The following is a 20,487-nucleotide window of genomic DNA, read 5'->3' as shown; positions in this document are numbered from 1 at the left end:
GAACCGTGGTCGGGTTTGCCACCCGCTCGCTAACGCAGGCCCGGCGGCACAGTCACCGGGTTCGGCACTCCCGGGATGGTGATCACCGACGGCAGCTGCGGCAAATGGTGATGATGCGACGGCTGCTGCGTCTGCCCTCCCGTGGGCTGCTGCTGCGTCGGCTGCTGCGCCGGCGGTTGTTCGGCGCTGCTGCCCGGCGACGTCGTGGTGGTGGTCGCGGTGGTCGTCGGGGTCGTCGACGTGGTGGTGGTGGTCGTCGTGCTCGTCGTCGTTTTGGGGGTGTGGCCGACGGTCTGTTCCCCGTTGATGAGCTGGATGATGCCGAACACGATCAATCCGATCAGGACGACGACCGAGACCAGCCAGGCGATGAGCATGCCGGGCTTGCGATACCAGGGAGTCGGCCCGGCTTCCTGGTCGAACGGGTCGACCTCGCCGGCCCGCTCGAACCCCTCGGGCGGGGGAGCGGAGGGTGGAATTTCACCGGTCGGCGGCTGTTCGCTCACCCCGAAGTCGCCATGCTGCGTCGGCCGATTGTGGAAGTCGTCGCGTGGGCCGTTGGATGCCACGGCACCGATGGTACTGACCGCACCTGCCAATCTGCTCATGCAGACCCGGGTGGCGCGCTGTGCGGGGCAGAACGTGGGCCGACGACCCGCGTTGGTGGTTAGGTCAAGGTCGTGGATTGGCTGGTGAAGTTGTTTCGGGACACCGTCGCGGTCCGGATATCGGTCTGCGTGGCCCTCGGCGTCGCCGTCGCCGTCGCCGTGGGCAACACGGCCGGTTGGCGATTCGCGCTGGTCGGCTGGATCGTCACCGCCGGAACGTACGTGGTGTGGACGCACCTCAGCCTGCTCGGCATGGACGCCGAGCAGACCTGCCGATGGGCGACGCGGGAGGACCCGACCCGGTGGGTCGCCGACGCCGTCATCCTGTCGGCGAGCGTCGCGAGCCTGGGCGGTGTCGGCTACGTGGTGGCCGCGGGCTCACGGTCGGGCCATTCAGCCGTGACGGCCGCCGTCCTCGGCGTGCTGACCGTCGCGGCGTCCTGGCTCGCGGTGCACACGCTGTACACCGTGCACTACGCACGGCTCTACTACGCCGATGATCCGGGCGGCATCAACTTCCATGACCCCGAGCCGCCCCGCTTCCGGGATTTCGCCTACCTCGCCTTCACCGTCGGGATGACCTACCAGGTGTCGGACACCGAGATCGGACTGACCTCGATCAGGGCCACGGTATTGCGCCATGCGTTGCTGTCCTACCTGCTCGGCGCCGTCGTCCTGGCCGTGACGATCAATCTGATCGCGGGGCTGGGCTCCAAGCTCTCGTGAGCCTTCTTCGGCCGAAAATCGCTTTAGTACAATACGAACGATCGCCGCGTCACCTCGACTTTCGTGCAGTTCGTGGCAGGCTCGCGTTCCGTTTCGCTATGGAAGTCAGGCGGCAGCCCGTAACAAGCGCCGCGCCTGCCGGGCATGGGCGGACCAACCAGCAACCCGAGTGAGCTGGATACGCGGATACGTTGACCGCACCGGCGACCAATACGCACCGCCATGCGATACCGGTTATGGCATCGGGCTCTGAGAAAACCGCGGCGAGCGACCAGGGAATCCGAGCACTGGGTAGGGAGGCGATGACGATGCCCGGCCGGCCCGCCGACCAGCCCGGGGTTCGTCACCAAGTCCCGCAAAGCCCAGTTGACACCGGTGCGGGGTCGGGAAAGCAACTGACGAGCGCCGTGGTCATCATCGCGCTCGTCGCGGCGATCTCGGGGATGCTGTACGGCTACGACACCGGTGTCATCTCCTGGGCCCTCTTGCAGCTCACCCAGGACTTCAACATCTCCGAGGGCTGGCAGCAGGTGATCGCCGCCAGCATCCTGCTCGGCGCCATCATCGGGGCATTGACGTGTAGCCGGCTTTCCGATCTGCGCGGCCGTCGCGGCACCCTGTTGATGCTGGCGGTGGTGTTCATCGTCGGCGCGGTGTGGTGCGCCGACGCGCGCGATTCCGTTGCGCTGTCGCTGGGACGGCTGGTCCTGGGCTTCGCGGTCGGCGGGGCGACGCAGACGGCACCGATGTATGTCGCCGAACTCTCGCCACCGGCCTACCGGGGACGGTTGGTGCTGTGCTTCCAAATTGCCATCGGGGTGGGCGTCCTCACCGCGACCCTGGTCGGCGTCTCCGACTCGACCAACTGGCGAGGACCGATCGGACTCGCCTGCGTACCCGCCGCGATCATGTTGTGGCTATTGCTGCGCCTGCCGGAAAGTCCGCGCTGGCTGGTCAAGCAAGGGGATCGAAACGCTGCACAGGCCGTGTTGGAACGCGTCCGGCCCGAGGGCTATGACGTGGGCACCGAGCTGGACGAAGCGATCGAACTCGCGCGCATCGAACGCACGGCCGGCACCCGCGGGTGGGCTGGGCTGCGCGACGCCTGGGTGCGCCCGGCCCTGGTCCTGGGTTGCGGCATTGCGGTGTTCACCCAGCTCAGCGGCATCGAAATGATCATCTACTACGCGCCGACCATATTGACCGATGACGGCGTGTACAGGTCCGTGGCTCTGCGGTTGTCGGTGGGCCTGGGCGCGGCGTACCTGGTCGCCCAACTGATCGGGTTGGCCATCATCGACCGGATCGGCCGCCGCCGGCTGACCCTCATCATGGTCCCGGGTGCGGCGATCAGCCTGTTCGTGCTGGGCCTGCTCTTCGTCACCAGCGGCAGCGGTCGCGCGGTGATTCCCTACATCATGATCTGCCTGATCGCCTTCATGCTGTTCAATGGCGGCGGCCTGCAGCTGATGGGCTGGCTGACCGGCTCGGAGACCTATCCGCTGGCGGTGCGACCGGCCGCCACCGCCGTGCAGTCGGCGACACTGTGGGGGACCAACCTGATCATCACGTTGACGATGCTGTCGCTCATCAAGGCGATCGGGGTAGGGCCCTCGATGTGGCTCTACGCGTTGTTCAACGTGGCGGCGTGGATCTTCGTGTACTTCCGCATGCCCGACCTCACCGGTAAGAGCCTCGAGGAGATCGAAAACAAGCTATCCGAGGGGAAGTTCAGGCCGTCGGACTTCACGCGCTGACGAATTCGGTTGCGCGGCAAGTTGTTCGGGCTTTGATGCGGTTACCCGCCGGCCGTGCTGCCCCGGAGAGTTCGTTCGATCCGATCCAGCAGGTCGCTCGGGTCGTCGCGGGCGCCGTCTCTCCAGGCGATGAGTGCGTTGAGCAGGTCGACCGGCGGAACGCTCAGTCGCAGCCCGAGCAGCACGGTCGTGGCGGTGTCGCTGCCGGCATCCAAGGGGCGATAGGCAATCGCGACTTGCAGCGAGCGACCGCCCCGCGGCTGCGAAATGAGCTTGGGCTCGATCGACTCAACCAGCTCACGCCGGATTTCGGTCGTCTCGCTCTTGCGCTCGGCCAACCGCACGGTCAACGCGGACGGGGTAATGCCGAGAAGACAGCGACGCCACATGCGAGCGATGCCGTATCCGGTCAGCGGGGTCACACCCAACAGGATGATGCCGGTGAAACGAAGCCACGCCGGGTTGCCGGGCGCATACCCCGCCGCAAGAGAGGCGACCCCCAACAGCGGGACCAGCGCCAGCGCGATGTACGCGTTGCCCTCGTACCAGGGGACGTAGCGGCAGATGATCTCGTTTCCGGACCTGCTGACCCCGGCACGAAAAATCCGGCGCTGACCGATGAGGATGATGCCGCCGGTCACGGCGACGCCGAGAGAGAGGTACCACGGCGATCCGATCAGCACGTTGATGCCCGCTAACAGGCACAAGGCACCACCGAAGGCGTAGCGCAGCACCCGCCCCCAACGGCCTTTCGCCCCGCCACCGGCCATCACTGACCGTCTCGTCTCACGATCACCGGGGCGCGGTGCTGACCTGCGGGCGCGGGGACCGCCGCCGGACCCGGTCGGACCTTGAGCCACATCTGTGCCCTGGCCACCGGGGAATCATGTAGCGCGGTCACCGTTAGTTGCGCGATGAGCGTCTCCTGTTCAGCCGTGATGATCCTCGATCGTGACACGCTGGCGACGGTGCCGAGGTCATGCGCGATTCGCATCGCGAGCGACCCCGCGATCCCGGAACCTTCGGTGGCCGCGGCGAGTTCGCGGCGCAGCTCCCGACAGCCCGGCACCGACTGCAACTGCTGCTCGACCAGCATGGCGAACGCTTGCGCCGGGTCCAGCGGGGCCTCGACCCGATGCATCGTCAGCACCGCGTTGGCGCAGAACACGTCGATGCACGGATCGTTGCGGCAGACCCACACGCGGGCTCCGACCGCGGAGTCGAAGGGTTCCCAGCCCGGCGGCACCCCCACGTCCACCACGAACCCGACAAACCGATCGACCGGGGACACCGAGACGCCGGACTCCTGCACAAACTCATCGAATCGCATCGAACGTGCCCCTACCCGAAACCGAAGACCGATTCCACGCCATGCACTGCACTACCGACCGCATCCGCGACCGGGTGCCAGGCCGCTTCGACACCCTTGGATGCCAGGTAGCTGGCGACGGCCCCGGCACCGGCGCCGACCACCAGTCCAACAGCGGTCCCTGCACCCGGAACGACCGATCCGACCGCGGCACCGATCTCCGCACCCGCCCAGAGGCCGGCGGCGACGCCCACACCCTCCCGGGTGACGGCCTCCGGCACGGAGTTGCCGTCATGGACGTCGGACATGACGGCGGGTACCGCGCTGGCCGCGGCAACCACCCCGCCGATTCGGGAGAATCCCTTCAGCTCGACTCCGCCGATCGTTGGATCCTCGAGCCACCTCAAGAGGGCCGGGTCTGCCTTTCCGGGGCCCGTGCCTGGAGACTCGGCGATCAGGTTGGTGGTTGCCTGGCGCACACCGTCGGCGGTACCTCCGGCCACCGCGCCCGCACCCGCGATCGCCACATCCCCCGGCGTCGGGGTCAACTTGGGGCCTTCGCCGGGCTGGCCGGGCGCTGCCGGGCCCGGTCCCGGCTGGCCAGGCGCTGCCGGGCCCGGTCCCGGCTGGGGACCGACCGAGTCATATCCGTCCGCGTGCAGGGTCCCCATCGCGTTCTGAAACGAGCCGGAATAGCCGTCGCGCGTCGCTTGCAGTTGGGTCAGGGCGGCTTTGGTGTCACCGATGGCGTCGCTTTCACATTTGGCGATCAACGCTTCGAGGGCATCGATGTCGGCCTGGCTGAGGTCGTCGTCGTCTTCCATCTCGTCGGCTTCGCCGATCAGATCGTCGAGGTCCTGCAGCTTTGCTTCCAGCGCCGCGATTTGGCCGGCCGCGGTTTTCTGCGCCTCGGCCAACGTCGCGGCGATGTTCTCCAGGTCCGCACCGATCTTCGGTATCTGCAAAGACTGCGCCCCAAGGGCTTTCGTCACCCGCTGCACTTCGTCGGAGCCGGTGATCGGATGATCGCCATTCTGGTGGTTCCAGGCGGCTTCGAAACGGGTGCGGGCTTGCTCGAACGCGTCGTTGGCCTCCTTTGTGCATCGACCGGCTTTGAGAAAGGCCTCAGCCAGATTGGAGATCTGCAGCGGGCTACCCGCCTGCAGGCTCGCATTGATCGCCCAGGGGTCGCCGCCGGCCGCGCCGATCAGCGCCGGGATGCTGAGATATTGCAGTTGCATGGGATCGTCAGCTGCTCGCCCGAATGCTGATCAACCTTCCGGGGCTGGCGGGCAGTGCGCGCGGCGCCCGGGCCGACGACCGCGGCCAACCGGCACCGACAAGCATCGCCCACCCCCTTCCGAGCTCATGGGTCAGATTACTGACGCGAGCTTGGTAATCAATTCACCTCGCACTCGCGAGCCGGCCGCCAATTTCGAACTGGCCCAAATGTTCACGCCGGCTATTCCGGGCAAGCTGTTTTCATGGAGCGGGAATTGCTGACCGTGGGTCACGGGGCGGCCCGCCGGGAGCGACTGTCGGAGCTGCTTGCCGGAGCGGGCGTTGCGCTGGTGGTGGATGTGCGAAGATACCCGGCCAGCCGGACCAATCCGGACGTGCGGCGGGAGGCCCTCGAAGACTGGCTGCCGCAAGCCGGCATCGACTACCGGTGGGAGCCGCGCCTCGGCGGGCGCCGGCATGTCCGGGCCGGCGAACCGGAGCCGGACAGCTGGTGGACGGTGGCCGCGTTCCGGGCGTACGCCGCATACACCCGGACGCCGGAGTTCGACGCGGCGCTGGACGAGGTCCTGGCCGATGCGGCCCGGCGCTCCACGGCGGTGATGTGCAGCGAGAGCGTCTGGTGGCGCTGCCACCGGCGGCTGATCGCCGACGTGGCGGCGCTCGGCCGCGGGGTGCCGGTGCGGCACCTGATGCCGGACGGCCGGCTCAGTCCGCACCGCCCAGCCGAGGGTGCCCGCCGCCGCTCCGATGGCCACCTGATCTGGGACGGTTAACTCGGCCGGATCGGCTGTAGCCCAATCCGCCTCAGGCGCCTAGAACGTGTTGACCTTGTCGATGCTGACGAACATGCCGTGCTTGGTCGCCTCATTGGTGAAGCGGGTGCCGTCCGCGTTGGCGATGATCGTCCAGCCCTCGGCGGTGTAGGTCTGGTAGTCGATCTTGACGGTCGGGATGGCGCCCAGGTTGCCCAGCACCCACTGCACCTTGCCGCCGGTGTTGATGCTGACGCCGTTGGCGTGCTCGCCGTCCTGCAGCGGGGAATTGGTGAAGGGCGCCTCGCAGCCGACGGTGTCCTTGTTGATCTGGCAGCGCGTCACGCCGGACTTGGTCTCGATGAAGACGTAACCGTTCTGGTCGGGCGGCAGCGGGATGGCGCCGGCCGGGTTGGCCGGGCCCCCCGGCGCGGCAGACGGGCCCGGGGCGGGGGCGGCGGTGCCCGGCGGCGGGGTGGACCTGGGCGTGGGGAAAGACGGTTCGGTGGGTCCCGCTCCCGGCGAAGCCACCGGCCGGCCCCCGATGATGGAGCTGCAGCCGGACACCGTCTCCGAACCGGCCGCCAGGGCTATGAGCAGCAGCGAGCCACCGGCCAGACTTCGCCGCGCATTCTCCGAAAACCGCACCCGCCGCTCCAAAGACGATTCATATGGCGGCACTCAGGTTACGCACCGCCGGGCGAAAACCGCCGCTTCGGCGCGGGTTTCGATACCGAGTCGATGGCCCAGATTTATCGGCGCGTGACCGGCTCACCGGGCCAGTTGTGTGGAACGGCGCTAGAGCCCCAACAGCTTCTCGGCGTTGCGATGGCTGATGTCGGCCCGCTCGTCGTCGGTGAGCGGCAAGCCGTCGAGGAAGGCGCGGGCGGCGACCATCGACCCGAACGGGTAGTCGGCGGAGAAGGCCACCCGGTCGATCCCCACCTGCGCGACCAGGTTCGCGTACGTCGCGGGGTCGTTGAAGTTGGCGAAGGTGTAGTGAAAGTTCTCCCGAAGGTAGGAACTCACGGGGCGTTGCAGGCCGGTCAGTTCCGGCTTCAGCGTCGCGTCGAAGCGCGGCAACATGAACGATGTTGCCTCGCCCATGTGCCCGATGATCATCTGCAACGACGGGTGACGGTCGAACACGCCGCCGAGGATCATGCGCAGCACGTGCGTGGCGGTGTTGATGTGCCAGCCCCAGCCCACGGTGGCCAGCGCGAACGTGACCGGCTCGGCGAAGCCGGCGTAGCTGGACTCGATGACACCGGCCGGCGGGATGGTCGGGTGCAGGTAGATCGGTGCGTGCAGGGTGGCCGCGCGGGCCAGGACGGGCTCGAAGAACGGGTCGTCCAGGTAGCGGCCCCGGCTGTGCCCGTTGATCACCGCGCCGGGAAAGCCGAGTTGGCGCACCGCCCGTTCGAGTTCCTCTGCCGCCCGCTCGGGGGCGCTGATGGGCAGGGTGGCAAACCCCGCGAAGCGGTCCGGATACCGCTGGACCGCCGCCGCGAGCTGGTCGTTGCAATCACGGGCCAGACGAACCGCCTCGTCCGGCTCCAGTTGCTCCACCCCGGGCGCGGCCAGCGACAACACCGCCAGGTCCACCCCCGCCTCGTCCATCGCCGCGATGCGGCCGTCGCCGAGGTCGCTGGCCGGTTCCACGATGCCGGCCCGCGACGCCAGCCAGGTGCCCGGGCCTTGCAGGAATTCCGTTGTGGCGTAATGCTCTTCGAGTGCAATGACACGCATCTGAGTTATCCTTCGAGGATTCGGGCGGCCGCGTTCCAGTACGGCAGCGCGTCGCGGTCGGCGGTCAGGCGGATGGTTTTGGTGTAGCCGTATTCGGCGAGCGTCTCCTGGGCGTGCTCGCGGCCGAACCCGCTGTGGCCGACGCCGCCGAATCCGCTGCCGATGGCCACCCGCGCGTAGTTGTTGACGAAGACGGCCCCCGCCCGGATCTGCCGGCTCACCCGCAGCGCCCGGTCGCCGTCGGCGGTGAACACCGCGGCGACCAGTCCGTACGGTGTGCCGTTGGCGATGCGCACGGCCTCGGCTTCGTCGCTGAACCGGATCAAAGCGACCACCGGACCGAAGATCTCCTCTTGGGCCACTCGCATGCCGGGTGTGACGCCGGTCAGCACGGTCGGTGCGACGTAGAAGCCGTCCGCGAGTCGGGGATCCTGCGGTAGCGGCGCCTGGGCGGCGATGTGGGCGCCTTCGGCCACGCCGATGTCGAGATAGTCCAGGACCTGCTTGCGTTGGGCCCGGGTGACCAGCGGGCCCACATCGGTGCCGGGATCGGCGCCGTCGCCCACCCGCAGCCGGCGCACGGCGGCGCACAGCCTCTCTTCGAACTGCGCATAGATGTTGTCCTGCACCAGGATTCGCGACGCCGCGGTGCACGCCTCGCCCTGGTTGAAGAAGCCGCCGTCGATGGCGGCCAGCAGCGCGTCACTCAGGTTGGCGTCGTCGAACACCAGCAGCGGGTTCTTTCCGCCCAGTTCCATCAGCGCCGGCGTGAGGTTGCCGGCCGCGGTGCGCAGCACCGCCGAACCGGTGAGCGGCGATCCGGTGAAGGAGATCTTGCCCACCAGTTGATGCTCGGCCAGTGCGGCGCCCACCTCGCCGCCGCCGGGCACGGCGTGCACGACCGGGTCGGGCAGTACCGACTGGATCAGTTCCGCCAGTCGCAGCACCACCGACGGCGTCTGCTCCGGCGGTTTCAGCACGACGGCGTTGCCGACGGCCAGTGCGGGCGCGACCTTTCCGGCGGTGTGAATCGGCGGCCAGTTGAACGGCACGATGCCGGCGATCACGCCGTAGGGCTCCAGCGTGGTCACGTCGAAAACCGGGCCGTAGTCACGCGCCTGGCTCGGCAGCACCTCGACCATGGCGGCGAAGTAGTCGAAGATCCCGATCGCGGCTTCGACGTCGAAGCCGCGCGCCTGGCTGATCGGCTTGCCCATCTCGCGCGATTCGAGGGCGGCGATCTCGTCGGCGTGCGCGCGAATGACGTCGGCGATCTGCCGCAGGTAGCGGCCGCGCTCGCGGGCCGGGCGTTGCTTCCAGTCCAGGTGCGCGGCGTGCGCGGCCCGCACGGCCCGGTCCACCTGCTCGGTACCGGCCCCCTGCACGACGGTGACGACCTGACCGGTGGCGGGGTTTTCCACGACGAACCTGTCGTCGGGGGACGCCGACGACCAGCGGGTGCTGACCTCGGCTGGGGCTTGCTGATCCATGGGCATTGCCACGGTATGCCCGGCAGCACGATCAGCACCAACGATATCTTCTGATGGTTGCCATCATCAACGGTGATAATTGCTGGTGTGGAGCTTCGCCACCTCGAATATTTTCTGGCCGTCGCGGACGGCCGGAGCTTCACGGCGGCGGCCAAACGCCTGCACGTCGTGCAGTCCGGCGTGTCGGCCACCATCAAGGCGCTCGAACGCGAACTGGGCGCCGAGCTGTTCGTCCGGGCCGCGGGCGGCGTGGCGCTGAGCCCCGCCGGCGAAGCGCTGCGACCCCACGCCCGGGCCACGCTCGACGCCGCCCGCGCGGCCAAGGACGCCGTGGGCGCCGCCCGGGGCACCGTGCGCGGCACCGTCACGGTCGGGACGCTGACGTCGGTCAGCGTCATCGACGTGCCGACCGTGCTCGCCGAGCTGCACGCCCGCCACCCCGAAGTCGTGGTTCACCTGCGCGCGGCCAGCGCCGGGTCGGCCGGTCTGGCCGGTCAACTTCGCGACGGCGACCTCGACGTCGCCTTCCTGGTCTTCACCGGCCCGCCACCGGCTGACCTGCACACCCGGCTCGTCGCCTCGGTGCCCCTGCTGCTGGTCGTCCCCGCCGAGCACCCGCTGGCCCGGCGCAAGGCGGTTTCGCTGGCCGACCTGGCGGGCATGTCCTTCGTCGACGGGCCGCCGGGATACGGCAACCGCGCCGTGGTCGACAACGCGTTTGCGGCCGCGGGTGTCGAGCGGACCGTCGCGGTGGAGGTTGCCGACATCGGCACCGCGGCGACCTGCATCCGCAAGGGGCTGGGGATCGGTTTTCTGAGCTGGTCCATCCTCGAGGGCATCGACAGCTCGGACTTGGTCAGCGTCCGGATCACCGGCCACGATCTGCAGTGGCGGCTCTATGTCGCGACCTCGGCGACCCGGCAGGCCAGCGCGGCCACCCGGGCGCTGCTCGCGCTGATCGAGGAAGTCGCCGGCGAGGCCAAGAATATTTAGCCACCCCGGGAACAAGGCGGGATCAACCGCCGTTAACATGATCGACAAGTTGAGCGAAGCACACTCAATACTGGGTTGACAGCCCACCGGCCCAAAGGGCAGGCTTGAGCGAGGTTCACTCAGCATAGTGGCACCAGACAAGCTCTACATATTCAGGAGGAATCACTATGGCTCGTGCGGTCGGTATCGACCTCGGGACCACCAACTCCGTCGTCGCAGTTCTCGAGGGCGGCGACCCGGTCGTCGTCGCCAACTCCGAGGGTTCGCGGACCACCCCATCCATCGTCGCCTTCGCGCGCAACGGTGAGGTGCTCGTCGGCCAGCCCGCCAAGAACCAGGCGGTCACCAACGTCGACCGCACCATCCGTTCGGTGAAGCGGCACATGGGCACCGACTGGTCCATCGAGATCGACGACAAGAAATACACCGCCCAGGAGATCAGCGCCCGCGTGCTGATGAAGCTGAAGCGCGACGCCGAGGCGTACCTGGGCGAGGACGTCACCGACGCGGTCGTGACCGTGCCGGCGTACTTCAACGACGCCCAGCGTCAGGCGACCAAGGAGGCCGGCCAGATCGCCGGCCTGAACGTGCTGCGCATCGTCAACGAGCCGACCGCAGCCGCGCTGGCCTACGGCCTGGACAAGGGCGAGAAGGAACAGACCATCCTGGTCTTCGACCTCGGTGGCGGCACCTTTGACGTCTCGCTGCTCGAGATCGGCGAGGGCGTGGTCGAGGTCCGCGCCACCAGTGGTGACAACCACCTCGGTGGGGACGACTGGGATGACCGCGTGGTCGAGTGGCTGGTCGACAAGTTCAAGGGCACCAGCGGAATCGACCTGACCAAGGACAAGATGGCGATGCAGCGGCTGCGTGAGGCCGCCGAGAAGGCCAAGATCGAGCTCTCGAGTTCGCAGAGCACCTCGATCAACCTGCCCTACATCACCGTCGACGCGGACAAGAACCCGCTGTTCCTCGACGAGCAGCTGACCCGCGCCGAATTCCAGCGCATCACACAGGATCTGCTGGACCGCACCCGTCAGCCCTTCCAGTCCGTGATCAAGGACGCCGGCATCTCGGTCTCCGAGATCGACCACGTGGTCCTGGTGGGTGGTTCCACCCGCATGCCCGCGGTCACCGAGTTGGTCAAGGAACTCACCGGCGGCAAGGAGCCCAACAAGGGCGTCAACCCCGATGAAGTTGTAGCGGTCGGAGCGGCTCTTCAGGCAGGTGTCTTGAAGGGTGAGGTGAAAGACGTTCTGCTGCTTGATGTTACGCCGCTGAGCCTGGGTATCGAGACCAAGGGCGGCGTGATGACCAAGCTCATCGAACGCAACACCACCATCCCCACCAAGCGGTCGGAGACCTTCACCACGGCCGACGACAACCAGCCATCGGTGCAGATTCAGGTCTATCAGGGTGAGCGCGAAATCGCTTCGCACAACAAGCTGCTCGGCTCCTTCGAGCTGACCGGCATCCCGCCGGCTCCGCGCGGCGTCCCGCAGATCGAGGTCACGTTCGACATCGATGCCAACGGCATCGTGCACGTCACGGCCAAGGACAAGGGCACCGGCAAGGAGAACACGATCAAAATCCAGGAAGGCTCCGGCCTGTCCAAGGAGGAGATCGACCGGATGATCAAGGACGCCGAGGCGCACGCCGAGGAGGACCGTCAGCGTCGGGAAGAGGCCGACGTCCGCAACCAGGCCGAATCGCTGGTCTACCAGACGGAGAAGTTCGTCACCGAACAGCGCGAAGCCGAAGGCGGCTCGAAGGTCCCCGAGGACACGCTGAGCAAGGTCGACGCCGCGATCGCCGAGGCCAAGACGGCCCTGGGCGGCACCGACATCACCGCGATCAAGGCGGCGATGGAGAAGCTGGGCCAGGAGTCTCAGGCGCTCGGACAGGCGATCTACGAGGCCACCCAGGCCTCCGGCGAGCAGGCCGGTGCCGGTGCGGCCGGCGGCGCGTCCGGGTCGGCGGGGTCCGCCGACGACGTCGTGGACGCGGAGGTGGTCGACGATGACCGGGAGTCCAAGTGACGGAAAGCAACCCACACGAACAGGTGACAGTCACCGACAAGCGGCGAATCGATCCTGACACCGGCGAAGTTCGGCAGGTCCCTCCCGGCGGCACGCCGGGAGGGGCTGCGGCCGGGCCTTTCGAGGGCGAATCTCCCGAGGAGGCCGGCAAGGCCGCCGAATTGCTGGGTGATCTGCAACGCGTCCAGGCCGACTTCGCCAACTACCGCAAGCGGGCGCTGCGCGATCAGCAGGCCGCGGCGGACCGGGCCAAGGCCGCCGTCGTCAACCAATTGCTGCCCGTGCTCGACGATCTCGACCGGGCACGCAAGCACGGCGACCTGGAGTCCGGACCGCTGAAGTCGGTGGCCGACAAGCTGGAAAGCGCACTGACCGGCTTGGGCCTGTCGGCGTTCGGCGCCGAGGGCGAGGACTTCGACCCGGTGCTGCACGAGGCCGTCCAGCACGAGGGCGACGGCTCCCGGCCGGTGATCGGCACTGTCATGCGGCAGGGCTACAAGCTGGGCGAGCAGGTGCTGCGCCACGCTCTGGTCGGCGTCGTCGACACGGTCGACGGGGACGGCGACGCGGCGCCCACTGCCGGTGAGCCCGCCGCGGCGGCCGGGGAAACCGAGTCGGCCGAATCGGACGATAACGCCGGCACACCCGGTGACTAGCCCACACAATCAGCACAACAGAAGAGAGAGGGTAAGGAGGTGACGCGACATGGCCCAGCGTGAATGGGTCGAAAAGGACTTCTACAAGGAGCTGGGCGTCTCCTCTGACGCCAGTCCCGAAGAGATCAAACGCGCCTACCGCAAGCTGGCGCGCGATCTGCACCCGGACGCCAATCCCGACAACCCCGCCGCGGGCGAACGATTCAAAGCGGTCTCCGAGGCGCACAACGTCTTGTCGGATCCGGCCAAGCGCAAGGAATACGACGAGACCCGAAGGCTGTTCGCCGGCGGTGGTTTTGGCGGGCGCCGGTTCGACACAGGCGGGTTCGGGGGCTTCAACGTCGGCGGTGACGGCGCTGAGTTCAACCTCAACGATCTGTTCGACGCCGCCGGCCGCAGCGGCGGCACCAACATCGGTGACCTGTTCGGCGGGTTGTTCGGCCGGGGTGCGGGTGCCCGTCCCAGCCGGCCGCGCCGCGGCAACGACCTCGAGACCGAAACCCAGCTGGATTTCGTCGAGGCCGCCAAGGGTGTGGCGATGCCGTTGCGGCTGACCAGTCCGGCGCCGTGCACCAACTGCCACGGCAGTGGTGCGCGGCCGGGCACCAGCCCGAAGGTGTGTCCCACCTGCAACGGTTCCGGGGTGATCAACCGCAACCAGGGCGCGTTCGGCTTCTCCGAACCCTGCACCGATTGCCGGGGCAGCGGCTCGATCATCGAGCACCCCTGCGACGAGTGCAAGGGCACCGGCGTCACCACCCGGACCCGCACCATCAACGTGCGGATCCCGCCCGGCGTCGAGGACGGACAGCGCATCCGGCTGCCCGGCCAGGGCGAGGCCGGGTTGCGCGGTGCGCCGTCGGGTGACCTGTACGTGACCGTGCATGTGCGCCCGGACAAGGTGTTCGGCCGCGACGGCGACGACCTCACCGTGACCGTCCCGGTCAGCTTCACCGAGTTGGCTTTGGGCTCAACCATTTCGGTGCCCACGCTGGACGGCAAGGTCGGGGTTCGGGTGCCCAAGGGCACCGCCGACGGCCGCATCCTGCGGGTGCGCGGACGAGGTGTGCCCAAGCGCAGCGGCGGCAACGGGGACTTGCTGGTGACCGTAAAGGTCGCCGTGCCACCGAATTTGGAGGGTGCCGCCCAGGAGGCGCTGGAGGCGTACGCCGCCGCCGAGCGTTCCAGCGGCTTCGATCCCCGGGCCGGATGGGCGGGTAACCGCTGATGGCCAAGAACCGCAAAGAGGATGCGCGGACCTTTCTGATCTCGGTGGCCGCCGAGCTGGCCGGCATGCACGCCCAGACGCTGCGCACCTACGACCGCCTCGGCCTGGTCAGCCCGCGCCGGACTTCCGGTGGGGGACGGCGGTATTCGGAGAACGACGTCAACCTGCTGCGCGAGGTGCAACGGCTCTCCCAGGACGAGGGGGTCAACCTCGCCGGCATCAAGCGCATCATCGAGCTGACCAACCAGGTCGACGCGCTGCAGGCCCGGATCAAGGAGTTGACCGAGGAACTGGCGCAGACGCGTGCCAGCCAGCGCCGCGATCTGGCGGTGGTGCCCAAGAGCACCGCCGTGGTGGTGTGGCAGCCGCGCCGGGGACGCTAGGCCGCCGGTTTACTTCCTCCCCAAGGGTTCTTGTCTCCGGAGGCATTCAAAGTTCGCGAAAAGCGCTAGCGCATTTGCTAGCGCTTTTCGCATTCACCTAATGGCCACCAGGCGGCGGCTGCAGTGACCCCAGTGGTCACTGTGATCAGACCCGAAGGGAAAACTGCGTGACCGCCGGTTCGCCCGGCCGCGCGCATCGGTAGCCGCCCCGGCGCAGCGCGTCGGTCGGTGCGGTCATCGGCTCGAAGCACACGATCGCCTTCGCGGGGTCCTCGACCGGTGGCGCGAAAATCTGTGCCGCCGGATAGCCGTGCTCGAAATGCACTTCGATGCGGCGCCCGCCGCCGGACACCGCGAACACCGCGCCTTCGGCCACTTCGTCGTAGGCATCGTCGAAAGACTTGTTGTCCAACGTTTCTCGCCGCGCCGACTCCGGCTTGGAGTCGCCGGTCGGCAGCCCGCTGCCGTCGAGGCCCAGATGCCGCAACGGCGGCGTCTCGATGATCCAGTCGGCCCGCGGCGCGTCGGGCAGCCGCAGGTAGGGATGAAACCCGAAGCACAGCGGCACCGCGCGGTCACCGGTCGGTGTGACCGTCGTCCGCACCGTCAGCGTCCGGTCGGCCAGCCGCACCGCCACCGTCAGCAGATGCGGGTACGGGAAGCTGGCCAGTAGTCGGGGATCCGCACCGAAATCCAGTTCGCCGGTCAGCTCGTGGGCGGTCCCGGCCGTCGTCCGCCATCCCGGGTAGGCGGCCAGGACACCGTGGATGGGCAGCCCGTTGGGGTCGGCGCGCACCCCGTTTTCTCCCGGCGTCAGGGTCACGGCGACGTCCTGCGCGGTATAGGTGTTGCCGCCCAACCGATTTGCCCAGGGGTACAGAATCGGGATCCCCATCGTCTTGCCGTCCGAGATGTAGGCGTCCAGACCGCGGCGCTGGCCCAGCAGCTCGACACCGGCGTCGCGCAGCGACGTGCCGATCATCCCCGCCTCGGGGACGAACTGCGCGACCACCGGCGAAGAAGGATCGCGCAGGGTGACGACATGCATGGTTACCTCCATAGCGGGTCATGCTGAATGCGTTCGGGTGGAGTCCCTTTGGCGATCAGGGCGGCCTTGGTGGCCTGGACCATCGCCGGCCCGCCGCTGACCAGGATCTGCCGGTCGCCCCAGCCGCCGTACTTGGTCACCACCTCGGGCAGCCGGCCGATCTGGTGCACGTGCAGGCCACGCGGTGGCGTCACGTCGGGATAGTCGACGGCCCACGACGGGTCGCTGTTGTATTCCGAGACCGGCGATACGGACAGCCACGGATTGTGCGAGGCGATCTGCCACAGGGTCGGCAGGTCGTAGAGTTCGCAGCGATACCGGGCGCCGAAGAAAAGATGGATCCGCGGGTTGACCGCGTACCGGCACAGGTCCATGATCAGCGCCCGCAGCGGTGCCAGACCCGTACTGCCGGCGACCATCAGCACGTCCCCGCCTTCGCGGTCGACCCGTAGGCCGCCATGCGGGCTCGACAGCCGCCACCGGTCGCCGATGCGGGTTTCGTTGACGATCGCGGTGCTGACCAAACCGCCGGGGACCAACCGGATGTGAAACTCGATCCCGCCGCCCGGGTCGGCCGGGATGGCCGGACTCAAATACCGCCAGCGGCGCGGGCATTGGGGCACATGGACGTTGACATACTGACCGGCGTGGTAGTCCATCGGCTGATCGAGCTGCAGCCGCACCACCGCCAGATCCCGGGACACCCGCATGTGCTCGATGACGGTGCCGTCCCACCAGGCGGGTCCCTCGTCGGCGTCCGCGGCGCCGCTCATCACCCCGGTGATCAGGTTCAGCGACTGCCGGGCCGCCTCGTCGACCGCGCCCGTCCAGGCCGCACCCAACTGGGCGCGCAGTGTGGTCAACAGCGCTCGCCGCAGCGTCTCGTAATGGTGCGGCAGCACACCGTACTTGCGGTGATCGCGGCCGAGTTGGGCCAGGAAGGCCACCGGTTCCTGGGCGCGCCGCGCGACCAGCTCGCCGTACACCCAGTGCAACGCGTGGCCGAAAGCGAGCCGTTGGGCGCTCATTTCGGGCGGGAACAGGTCGCGCACGGAGCCGTCGAGGGCGAACCACTGGGTGTAGAAGCGATGGACGAGTTCCTCGGATTCGCCGACCGGGCCGTCGGGTGCGAAGGCATCGCGCAGCACCCGCAGCGCTTCGACGTCCTCCAGGCTCACGGGCCCCGATTCTAGGCTCGGCGGCCGGCGACTCAGCCTTGCCGGACGATGTTGGCCGTCCCGGCGTTGGCGATCTTGGGTGAACCCCAGTGATAGAGAACGACGTTGCCGGTCCCGGACGCGCTCACCGCGTCCGTGCTGTCGACCGCGACGTGATTGCCGCTGCCGGCGACGCTGACGCTGGTGCAGTGCCCGGTCAGGGTGATGGTGTTCTGCTTCCCACTCACCGACAGATAGCCGTCGTGACAGGGAATCGTCTTGGTCGCACCGGTCCCGCTGACCTGCAGCGTGCCGGACTCCGGAACCGCCGACTGACTGTCGCCGCCGAGGTCCGTGCGCGACCCGACGGCGACCAGGCCCGCCAGCGCGAGTCCGACGGCCACGGCGGCCGGCCAGAAGATCCGGGGAACGCGGCGCCGGGGCTTGGAGGGGTCGGCGGTGGCCTGGTCGGGGTGCTGCGTCGTCTGCGTCATCGATAGGGGGGTACCCCGTACGCCGGAATCGCCCAAAACTCGATAGGGTTGAGCGGAACAGACTCAACCTTGACGACGTTGAACAAGCGGACGAGCATTTTTCCCAACCTTTTGGAACCGAACGGAGGTCGTCGTGGACGCTTTCAACCCGACAACCAAGACGCAAGCGGCGCTGACCTCGGCGCTGCAGGCGGCCTCGGCCGCCGGCAACCCCGAAATCCGGCCCGCGCACCTGCTGATGGCCCTGCTGACCCAGGCGGACGGGATCGCGGGGCCGCTGTTGGAGGCTGTCGGCGTCCAGCCCGCGACCATTCGCACCGAGGCGGAGCGCCTGGTGGAAAGGCTGCCCCAGACCAGCGGCGCCAGCTCGCAGCCCCAGCTGTCGCGCGAATCGCTGGCCGCCATCACCACCGCACAGCAACTGGCCACCGAGATGGACGACGAGTACGTCTCGACCGAGCACCTGCTGGTCGGCCTCGCCACCGGGGATTCCGACGTCGCCAAGCTGCTGACCGGCCACGGCGCGTCGCCGCAGGCCCTGCGCGACGGCTTCGTCAAGGTCCGCGGCAGCGCCCGCGTCACCAGCCCCGAGCCCGAGGCCACCTATCAGGCGCTGGAGAAGTACTCGACCGACCTGACGGCACGGGCCCGCGAGGGCAAGCTCGACCCGGTCATCGGGCGGGACAACGAGATTCGCCGCGTCGTGCAGGTGCTGTCGCGCCGCACCAAGAACAACCCGGTGCTCATCGGTGAGCCCGGCGTCGGCAAGACCGCGATCGTGGAGGGCCTGGCCCAGCGCATCGTCGCCGGCGACGTGCCCGAGAGCCTGCGCGACAAGACCGTCATCAGCCTGGACCTGGGCTCGATGGTGGCCGGCGCGAAGTACCGCGGCGAGTTCGAGGAGCGCCTCAAGGCCGTCCTCGACGACATCAAGAACTCCGCCGGGCAGATCATCACGTTCATCGACGAGCTGCACACCATCGTCGGCGCCGGCGCGACCGGCGAGGGCGCGATGGACGCCGGCAACATGATCAAGCCGATGCTGGCCCGCGGCGAGCTGCGGCTGGTCGGTGCCACCACGCTCGACGAGTACCGCAAGTACATCGAGAAGGACGCCGCGCTGGAGCGCCGCTTCCAGCAGGTGCTGGTCGGCGAACCGTCGGTGGAGGACACCGTCGGCATCCTGCGCGGCCTGAAGGACCGCTACGAGGTGCACCACGGTGTGCGCATCACCGACTCCGCGCTGGTGGCCGCGGCCACGCTGTCCGACCGCTACATCACCGCCCGCTTCCTGCCGGACAAGGCCATCGACCTGGTCGATGAGGCCGCGTCGCGCCTGAAGATGGAGATCGACTCGCGGCCCGTCGAGATCGACGAGGTCGAGCGCCTGGTGCGCCGCCTCGAGATCGAGGAGATGGCGCTGGCCAAGGAGGAGGACGAGGCGTCCAAGGAGCGGCTGGAGAAGCTGCGCTCCGAGCTGGCCGACCAGAAGGAGAAGCTGTCCGAGCTGACCACCCGCTGGCAGAACGAGAAGAGCGCCATCGACGTGGTCCGCGAACTCAAGGAACAGCTGGACACGCTGCGCGGCGAGTCCGAGCGCGCCGAGCGCGACGGTGACCTGGCCAAGGCCGCCGAGCTGCGGTACGGGCGCATTCCCGAGATCGAGAAGAAGCTCGACGCCGCGGTGCCGCACGCCGAGGCCCGCGAGAACGTGATGCTCAAGGAGGAGGTCGGACCCGACGACATCGCCGACGTGGTGTCGGCGTGGACCGGCATCCCCGCCGGGCGGATGCTCGAGGGCGAGACCGCCAAGCTGCTGCGCATGGAGGACGAGCTGGGCAAGCGCGTCATCGGCCAGAAGAAGGCGGTGACGGCCGTGTCCGACGCGGTGCGCCGTTCCCGGGCCGGGGTCGCCGACCCCAACCGGCCGACCGGGTCGTTCATGTTCCTCGGGCCGACCGGTGTCGGTAAGACCGAGCTGGCCAAGGCGCTGGCGGAGTTCCTGTTCGACGACGAGCGCGCGATGGTCCGCATCGACATGAGCGAGTACGGCGAGAAGCACTCGGTGGCACGCCTGGTCGGCGCCCCGCCCGGGTACATCGGCTACGACCAGGGCGGCCAGCTGACCGAGGCGGTGCGCCGGCGCCCCTACACGGTGATCCTGTTCGACGAGATCGAAAAGGCGCACCCGGACGTGTTCGATGTGCTGCTGCAGGTGCTCGACGAGGGCCGGCTCACCGACGGGCAGGGCCGCACGGTCGACTTCCGCAACACCATCCTGATCCTGACGTCCAACCTGGGATCGGGTGGCAGCGAGGAGCAGGTGATGGCCGCGGTGCGCTCGGCGTTCAAGCCGGAGTTCATCAACCGGCTCGACGACGTGATCATCTTCCACGGCCTCGAGCCCGGCGAGCTGGTGTCGATCGTCGACATCCAGCTGGCCCAGCTGCAGAAGCGGCTGGCGCAGCGCCGCCTCATCTTGGAGGTGTCGCTGCCGGCCAAGCAGTGGCTGGCGCAGCGCGGGTTCGACCCGGTCTACGGCGCCCGGCCGCTGCGCCGCTTGGTGCAGCAGGCCATCGGCGATCAGCTGGCGAAGCTGTTGCTGGCGGGCGACGTGCACGACGGCGACACCGTCCCGGTGAACGTCAGCCCCGACGGCGACTCGCTGATTCTGGGCTAGTGACGATCGCGAGCGCGGCGTAGCCGGGCGAAGCGGGTCGTCACCGTCGGCCTAGCCAGATCGCCGGCGCCGAACGTGCACTCACGGTGAAAATCGAGCGATTTGTTCGCACTGAGCGCACGTTCGGCGCGTCACCCCCGAACGCCGGCTCGCCGATCCGGGGCCAGCCAGCTGTG

At 68.3% G+C, this 20,487-nt stretch carries 19 protein-coding genes; 9 read left to right on the top strand and 10 right to left on the bottom strand.

The features are described from left to right. Positions 1 to 29 precede the first annotated feature (29 nt). Positions 30 to 608, bottom strand: coding sequence for a hypothetical protein (locus A5688_RS10765; RefSeq protein ID WP_082951351.1), 579 nt, complete (start codon positions 606 to 608; stop codon positions 30 to 32). 72 nt (positions 609 to 680) lie between these two features. Between A5688_RS10765 and A5688_RS10760 the strand changes: the two genes are divergently transcribed. Further along, entirely contained in the window at positions 681 to 1,334 is a 654-nt protein-coding gene (locus tag A5688_RS10760; RefSeq protein WP_067909016.1) for a DUF1345 domain-containing protein, read from the top strand. Positions 1,335 to 1,642: 308 nt separating this feature from the next. Then, positions 1,643 to 3,091, top strand: coding sequence for a sugar porter family MFS transporter (locus A5688_RS10755; protein ID WP_431602645.1), 1,449 nt, complete (start codon positions 1,643 to 1,645; stop codon positions 3,089 to 3,091). 41 nt (positions 3,092 to 3,132) lie between these two features. On the opposite strand, the gene A5688_RS10750 is transcribed toward A5688_RS10755, so the two are convergent. From A5688_RS10750 to A5688_RS10740, 3 genes are read right to left on the bottom strand one after another with little or no spacing between them, the layout of a single operon-like run. Continuing rightward, complete coding sequence (locus A5688_RS10750) at positions 3,133 to 3,861, bottom strand: hypothetical protein (RefSeq protein ID WP_067838959.1); 729 nt, start codon at positions 3,859 to 3,861, stop codon at positions 3,133 to 3,135. Next, positions 3,861 to 4,421: an LpqN/LpqT family lipoprotein gene (locus A5688_RS10745; RefSeq protein ID WP_067910723.1), complete on the bottom strand. Its 561-nt coding sequence runs from the start codon at positions 4,419 to 4,421 to the stop codon at positions 3,861 to 3,863. The genes A5688_RS10750 and A5688_RS10745 overlap by 1 nt, the downstream gene beginning before the upstream one ends. A gap of 11 nt (positions 4,422 to 4,432) precedes the next feature. Beyond that, a complete protein-coding gene (locus A5688_RS10740) occupies positions 4,433 to 5,641 on the bottom strand; it encodes a hypothetical protein (protein WP_067910720.1) in 1,209 nt (402 codons plus the stop codon). A 243-nt stretch (positions 5,642 to 5,884) separates the two neighbouring features. Between A5688_RS10740 and A5688_RS10735 the strand changes: the two genes are divergently transcribed. Then, on the top strand, positions 5,885 to 6,415 hold the full coding sequence (locus A5688_RS10735; RefSeq protein ID WP_067910717.1) for a DUF488 domain-containing protein: 531 nt from the start codon (positions 5,885 to 5,887) through the stop codon (positions 6,413 to 6,415). Positions 6,416 to 6,454: 39 nt separating this feature from the next. Here the strand turns inward: A5688_RS10735 and A5688_RS10730 are convergent, their stop codons facing one another. From A5688_RS10730 to A5688_RS10720, 3 genes are all read right to left on the bottom strand, one after another. Then, entirely contained in the window at positions 6,455 to 7,042 is a 588-nt protein-coding gene (locus A5688_RS10730; protein ID WP_068268150.1) for a hypothetical protein, read from the bottom strand. Positions 7,043 to 7,192: 150 nt separating this feature from the next. Continuing rightward, positions 7,193 to 8,143, bottom strand: a complete 951-nt coding sequence (locus A5688_RS10725; RefSeq protein ID WP_068268148.1) for an amidohydrolase family protein — start codon at positions 8,141 to 8,143, stop codon at positions 7,193 to 7,195. 5 nt (positions 8,144 to 8,148) lie between these two features. After that, positions 8,149 to 9,633: an aldehyde dehydrogenase family protein gene (locus A5688_RS10720; RefSeq protein ID WP_067914096.1), complete on the bottom strand. Its 1,485-nt coding sequence runs from the start codon at positions 9,631 to 9,633 to the stop codon at positions 8,149 to 8,151. 87 nt (positions 9,634 to 9,720) lie between these two features. Between A5688_RS10720 and A5688_RS10715 the strand changes: the two genes are divergently transcribed. From A5688_RS10715 to A5688_RS10695, 5 genes are all read left to right on the top strand, one after another. After that, positions 9,721 to 10,626, top strand: a complete 906-nt coding sequence (locus tag A5688_RS10715; protein ID WP_067838972.1) for a LysR family transcriptional regulator — start codon at positions 9,721 to 9,723, stop codon at positions 10,624 to 10,626. Positions 10,627 to 10,793: 167 nt separating this feature from the next. After that, positions 10,794 to 12,665 carry a molecular chaperone DnaK gene (dnaK, locus tag A5688_RS10710; RefSeq protein ID WP_067838975.1) on the top strand — a complete coding sequence of 624 codons (1,872 nt, stop codon included), beginning with the start codon at positions 10,794 to 10,796 and terminating at the stop codon, positions 12,663 to 12,665. Further along, positions 12,662 to 13,321, top strand: coding sequence for a nucleotide exchange factor GrpE (grpE, locus tag A5688_RS10705; protein WP_067914040.1), 660 nt, complete (start codon positions 12,662 to 12,664; stop codon positions 13,319 to 13,321). Before dnaK ends, grpE begins: the two co-directional genes overlap by 4 nt. 49 nt (positions 13,322 to 13,370) lie before the next feature. After that, positions 13,371 to 14,549 carry a molecular chaperone DnaJ gene (gene dnaJ / locus A5688_RS10700; RefSeq protein WP_067838981.1) on the top strand — a complete coding sequence of 393 codons (1,179 nt, stop codon included), beginning with the start codon at positions 13,371 to 13,373 and terminating at the stop codon, positions 14,547 to 14,549. Continuing rightward, entirely contained in the window at positions 14,549 to 14,932 is a 384-nt protein-coding gene (locus A5688_RS10695) for a heat shock protein transcriptional repressor HspR (protein ID WP_067838984.1), read from the top strand. The genes dnaJ and A5688_RS10695 overlap by 1 nt, the downstream gene beginning before the upstream one ends. Positions 14,933 to 15,077: 145 nt before the next feature. Here A5688_RS10695 and A5688_RS10690 read toward each other — a convergent pair whose 3' ends face one another. From A5688_RS10690 to A5688_RS27725, 3 genes are read right to left on the bottom strand one after another with little or no spacing between them, the layout of a single operon-like run. Next, on the bottom strand, positions 15,078 to 15,980 hold the full coding sequence (locus A5688_RS10690; RefSeq protein WP_067914043.1) for an aldose 1-epimerase: 903 nt from the start codon (positions 15,978 to 15,980) through the stop codon (positions 15,078 to 15,080). Between the two features lie 2 nt (positions 15,981 to 15,982). After that, on the bottom strand, positions 15,983 to 17,158 hold the full coding sequence (locus A5688_RS10685) for an FAD-binding oxidoreductase (protein ID WP_067914046.1): 1,176 nt from the start codon (positions 17,156 to 17,158) through the stop codon (positions 15,983 to 15,985). Between the two features lie 32 nt (positions 17,159 to 17,190). Beyond that, a complete protein-coding gene (locus A5688_RS27725; RefSeq protein ID WP_067914049.1) occupies positions 17,191 to 17,631 on the bottom strand; it encodes a DUF3060 domain-containing protein in 441 nt (146 codons plus the stop codon). Between the two features lie 133 nt (positions 17,632 to 17,764). Here A5688_RS27725 and clpB point away from each other — a divergent pair, with 133 nt between their 5' ends. Next, positions 17,765 to 20,311: an ATP-dependent chaperone ClpB gene (gene clpB / locus A5688_RS10675; RefSeq protein WP_067838996.1), complete on the top strand. Its 2,547-nt coding sequence runs from the start codon at positions 17,765 to 17,767 to the stop codon at positions 20,309 to 20,311. The last annotated feature ends 176 nt before the right edge of the window (positions 20,312 to 20,487 follow it).

The sequence above is a fragment of the Mycobacterium mantenii genome (genome assembly GCF_001667865.1).
Lineage (GTDB): Bacteria > Actinomycetota > Actinomycetes > Mycobacteriales > Mycobacteriaceae > Mycobacterium > Mycobacterium mantenii_A.
Note: the sequence above shows the minus strand (reverse complement) of the source record. Positions and strands in the feature narration are given on the sequence as shown.

What these genes read in the sequence shown, in the direction of transcription:
- A5688_RS10755 (WP_431602645.1), top strand. Translation starts at nt 1,643, where the DNA reads ATGCCCGGCCGGCCCGCCGACCAGCCCGGGGTTCGTCACCAAGTCCCG.
- A5688_RS10720 (WP_067914096.1), bottom strand. Translation starts at nt 9,633, where the DNA reads ATGGATCAGCAAGCCCCAGCCGAGGTCAGCACCCGCTGGTCGTCGGCG.
- dnaJ (WP_067838981.1), top strand. Translation starts at nt 13,371, where the DNA reads ATGGCCCAGCGTGAATGGGTCGAAAAGGACTTCTACAAGGAGCTGGGC.
- A5688_RS10740 (WP_067910720.1), bottom strand. Translation starts at nt 5,641, where the DNA reads ATGCAACTGCAATATCTCAGCATCCCGGCGCTGATCGGCGCGGCCGGC.
- A5688_RS10725 (WP_068268148.1), bottom strand. Translation starts at nt 8,143, where the DNA reads ATGCGTGTCATTGCACTCGAAGAGCATTACGCCACAACGGAATTCCTG.
- A5688_RS10745 (WP_067910723.1), bottom strand. Translation starts at nt 4,421, where the DNA reads ATGCGATTCGATGAGTTTGTGCAGGAGTCCGGCGTCTCGGTGTCCCCG.
- A5688_RS10765 (WP_082951351.1), bottom strand. Translation starts at nt 608, where the DNA reads ATGAGCAGATTGGCAGGTGCGGTCAGTACCATCGGTGCCGTGGCATCC.
- A5688_RS10690 (WP_067914043.1), bottom strand. Translation starts at nt 15,980, where the DNA reads ATGCATGTCGTCACCCTGCGCGATCCTTCTTCGCCGGTGGTCGCGCAG.
- A5688_RS27725 (WP_067914049.1), bottom strand. Translation starts at nt 17,631, where the DNA reads ATGACGCAGACGACGCAGCACCCCGACCAGGCCACCGCCGACCCCTCC.
- A5688_RS10735 (WP_067910717.1), top strand. Translation starts at nt 5,885, where the DNA reads ATGGAGCGGGAATTGCTGACCGTGGGTCACGGGGCGGCCCGCCGGGAG.
- A5688_RS10750 (WP_067838959.1), bottom strand. Translation starts at nt 3,861, where the DNA reads ATGGCCGGTGGCGGGGCGAAAGGCCGTTGGGGGCGGGTGCTGCGCTAC.
- A5688_RS10695 (WP_067838984.1), top strand. Translation starts at nt 14,549, where the DNA reads ATGGCCAAGAACCGCAAAGAGGATGCGCGGACCTTTCTGATCTCGGTG.
- dnaK (WP_067838975.1), top strand. Translation starts at nt 10,794, where the DNA reads ATGGCTCGTGCGGTCGGTATCGACCTCGGGACCACCAACTCCGTCGTC.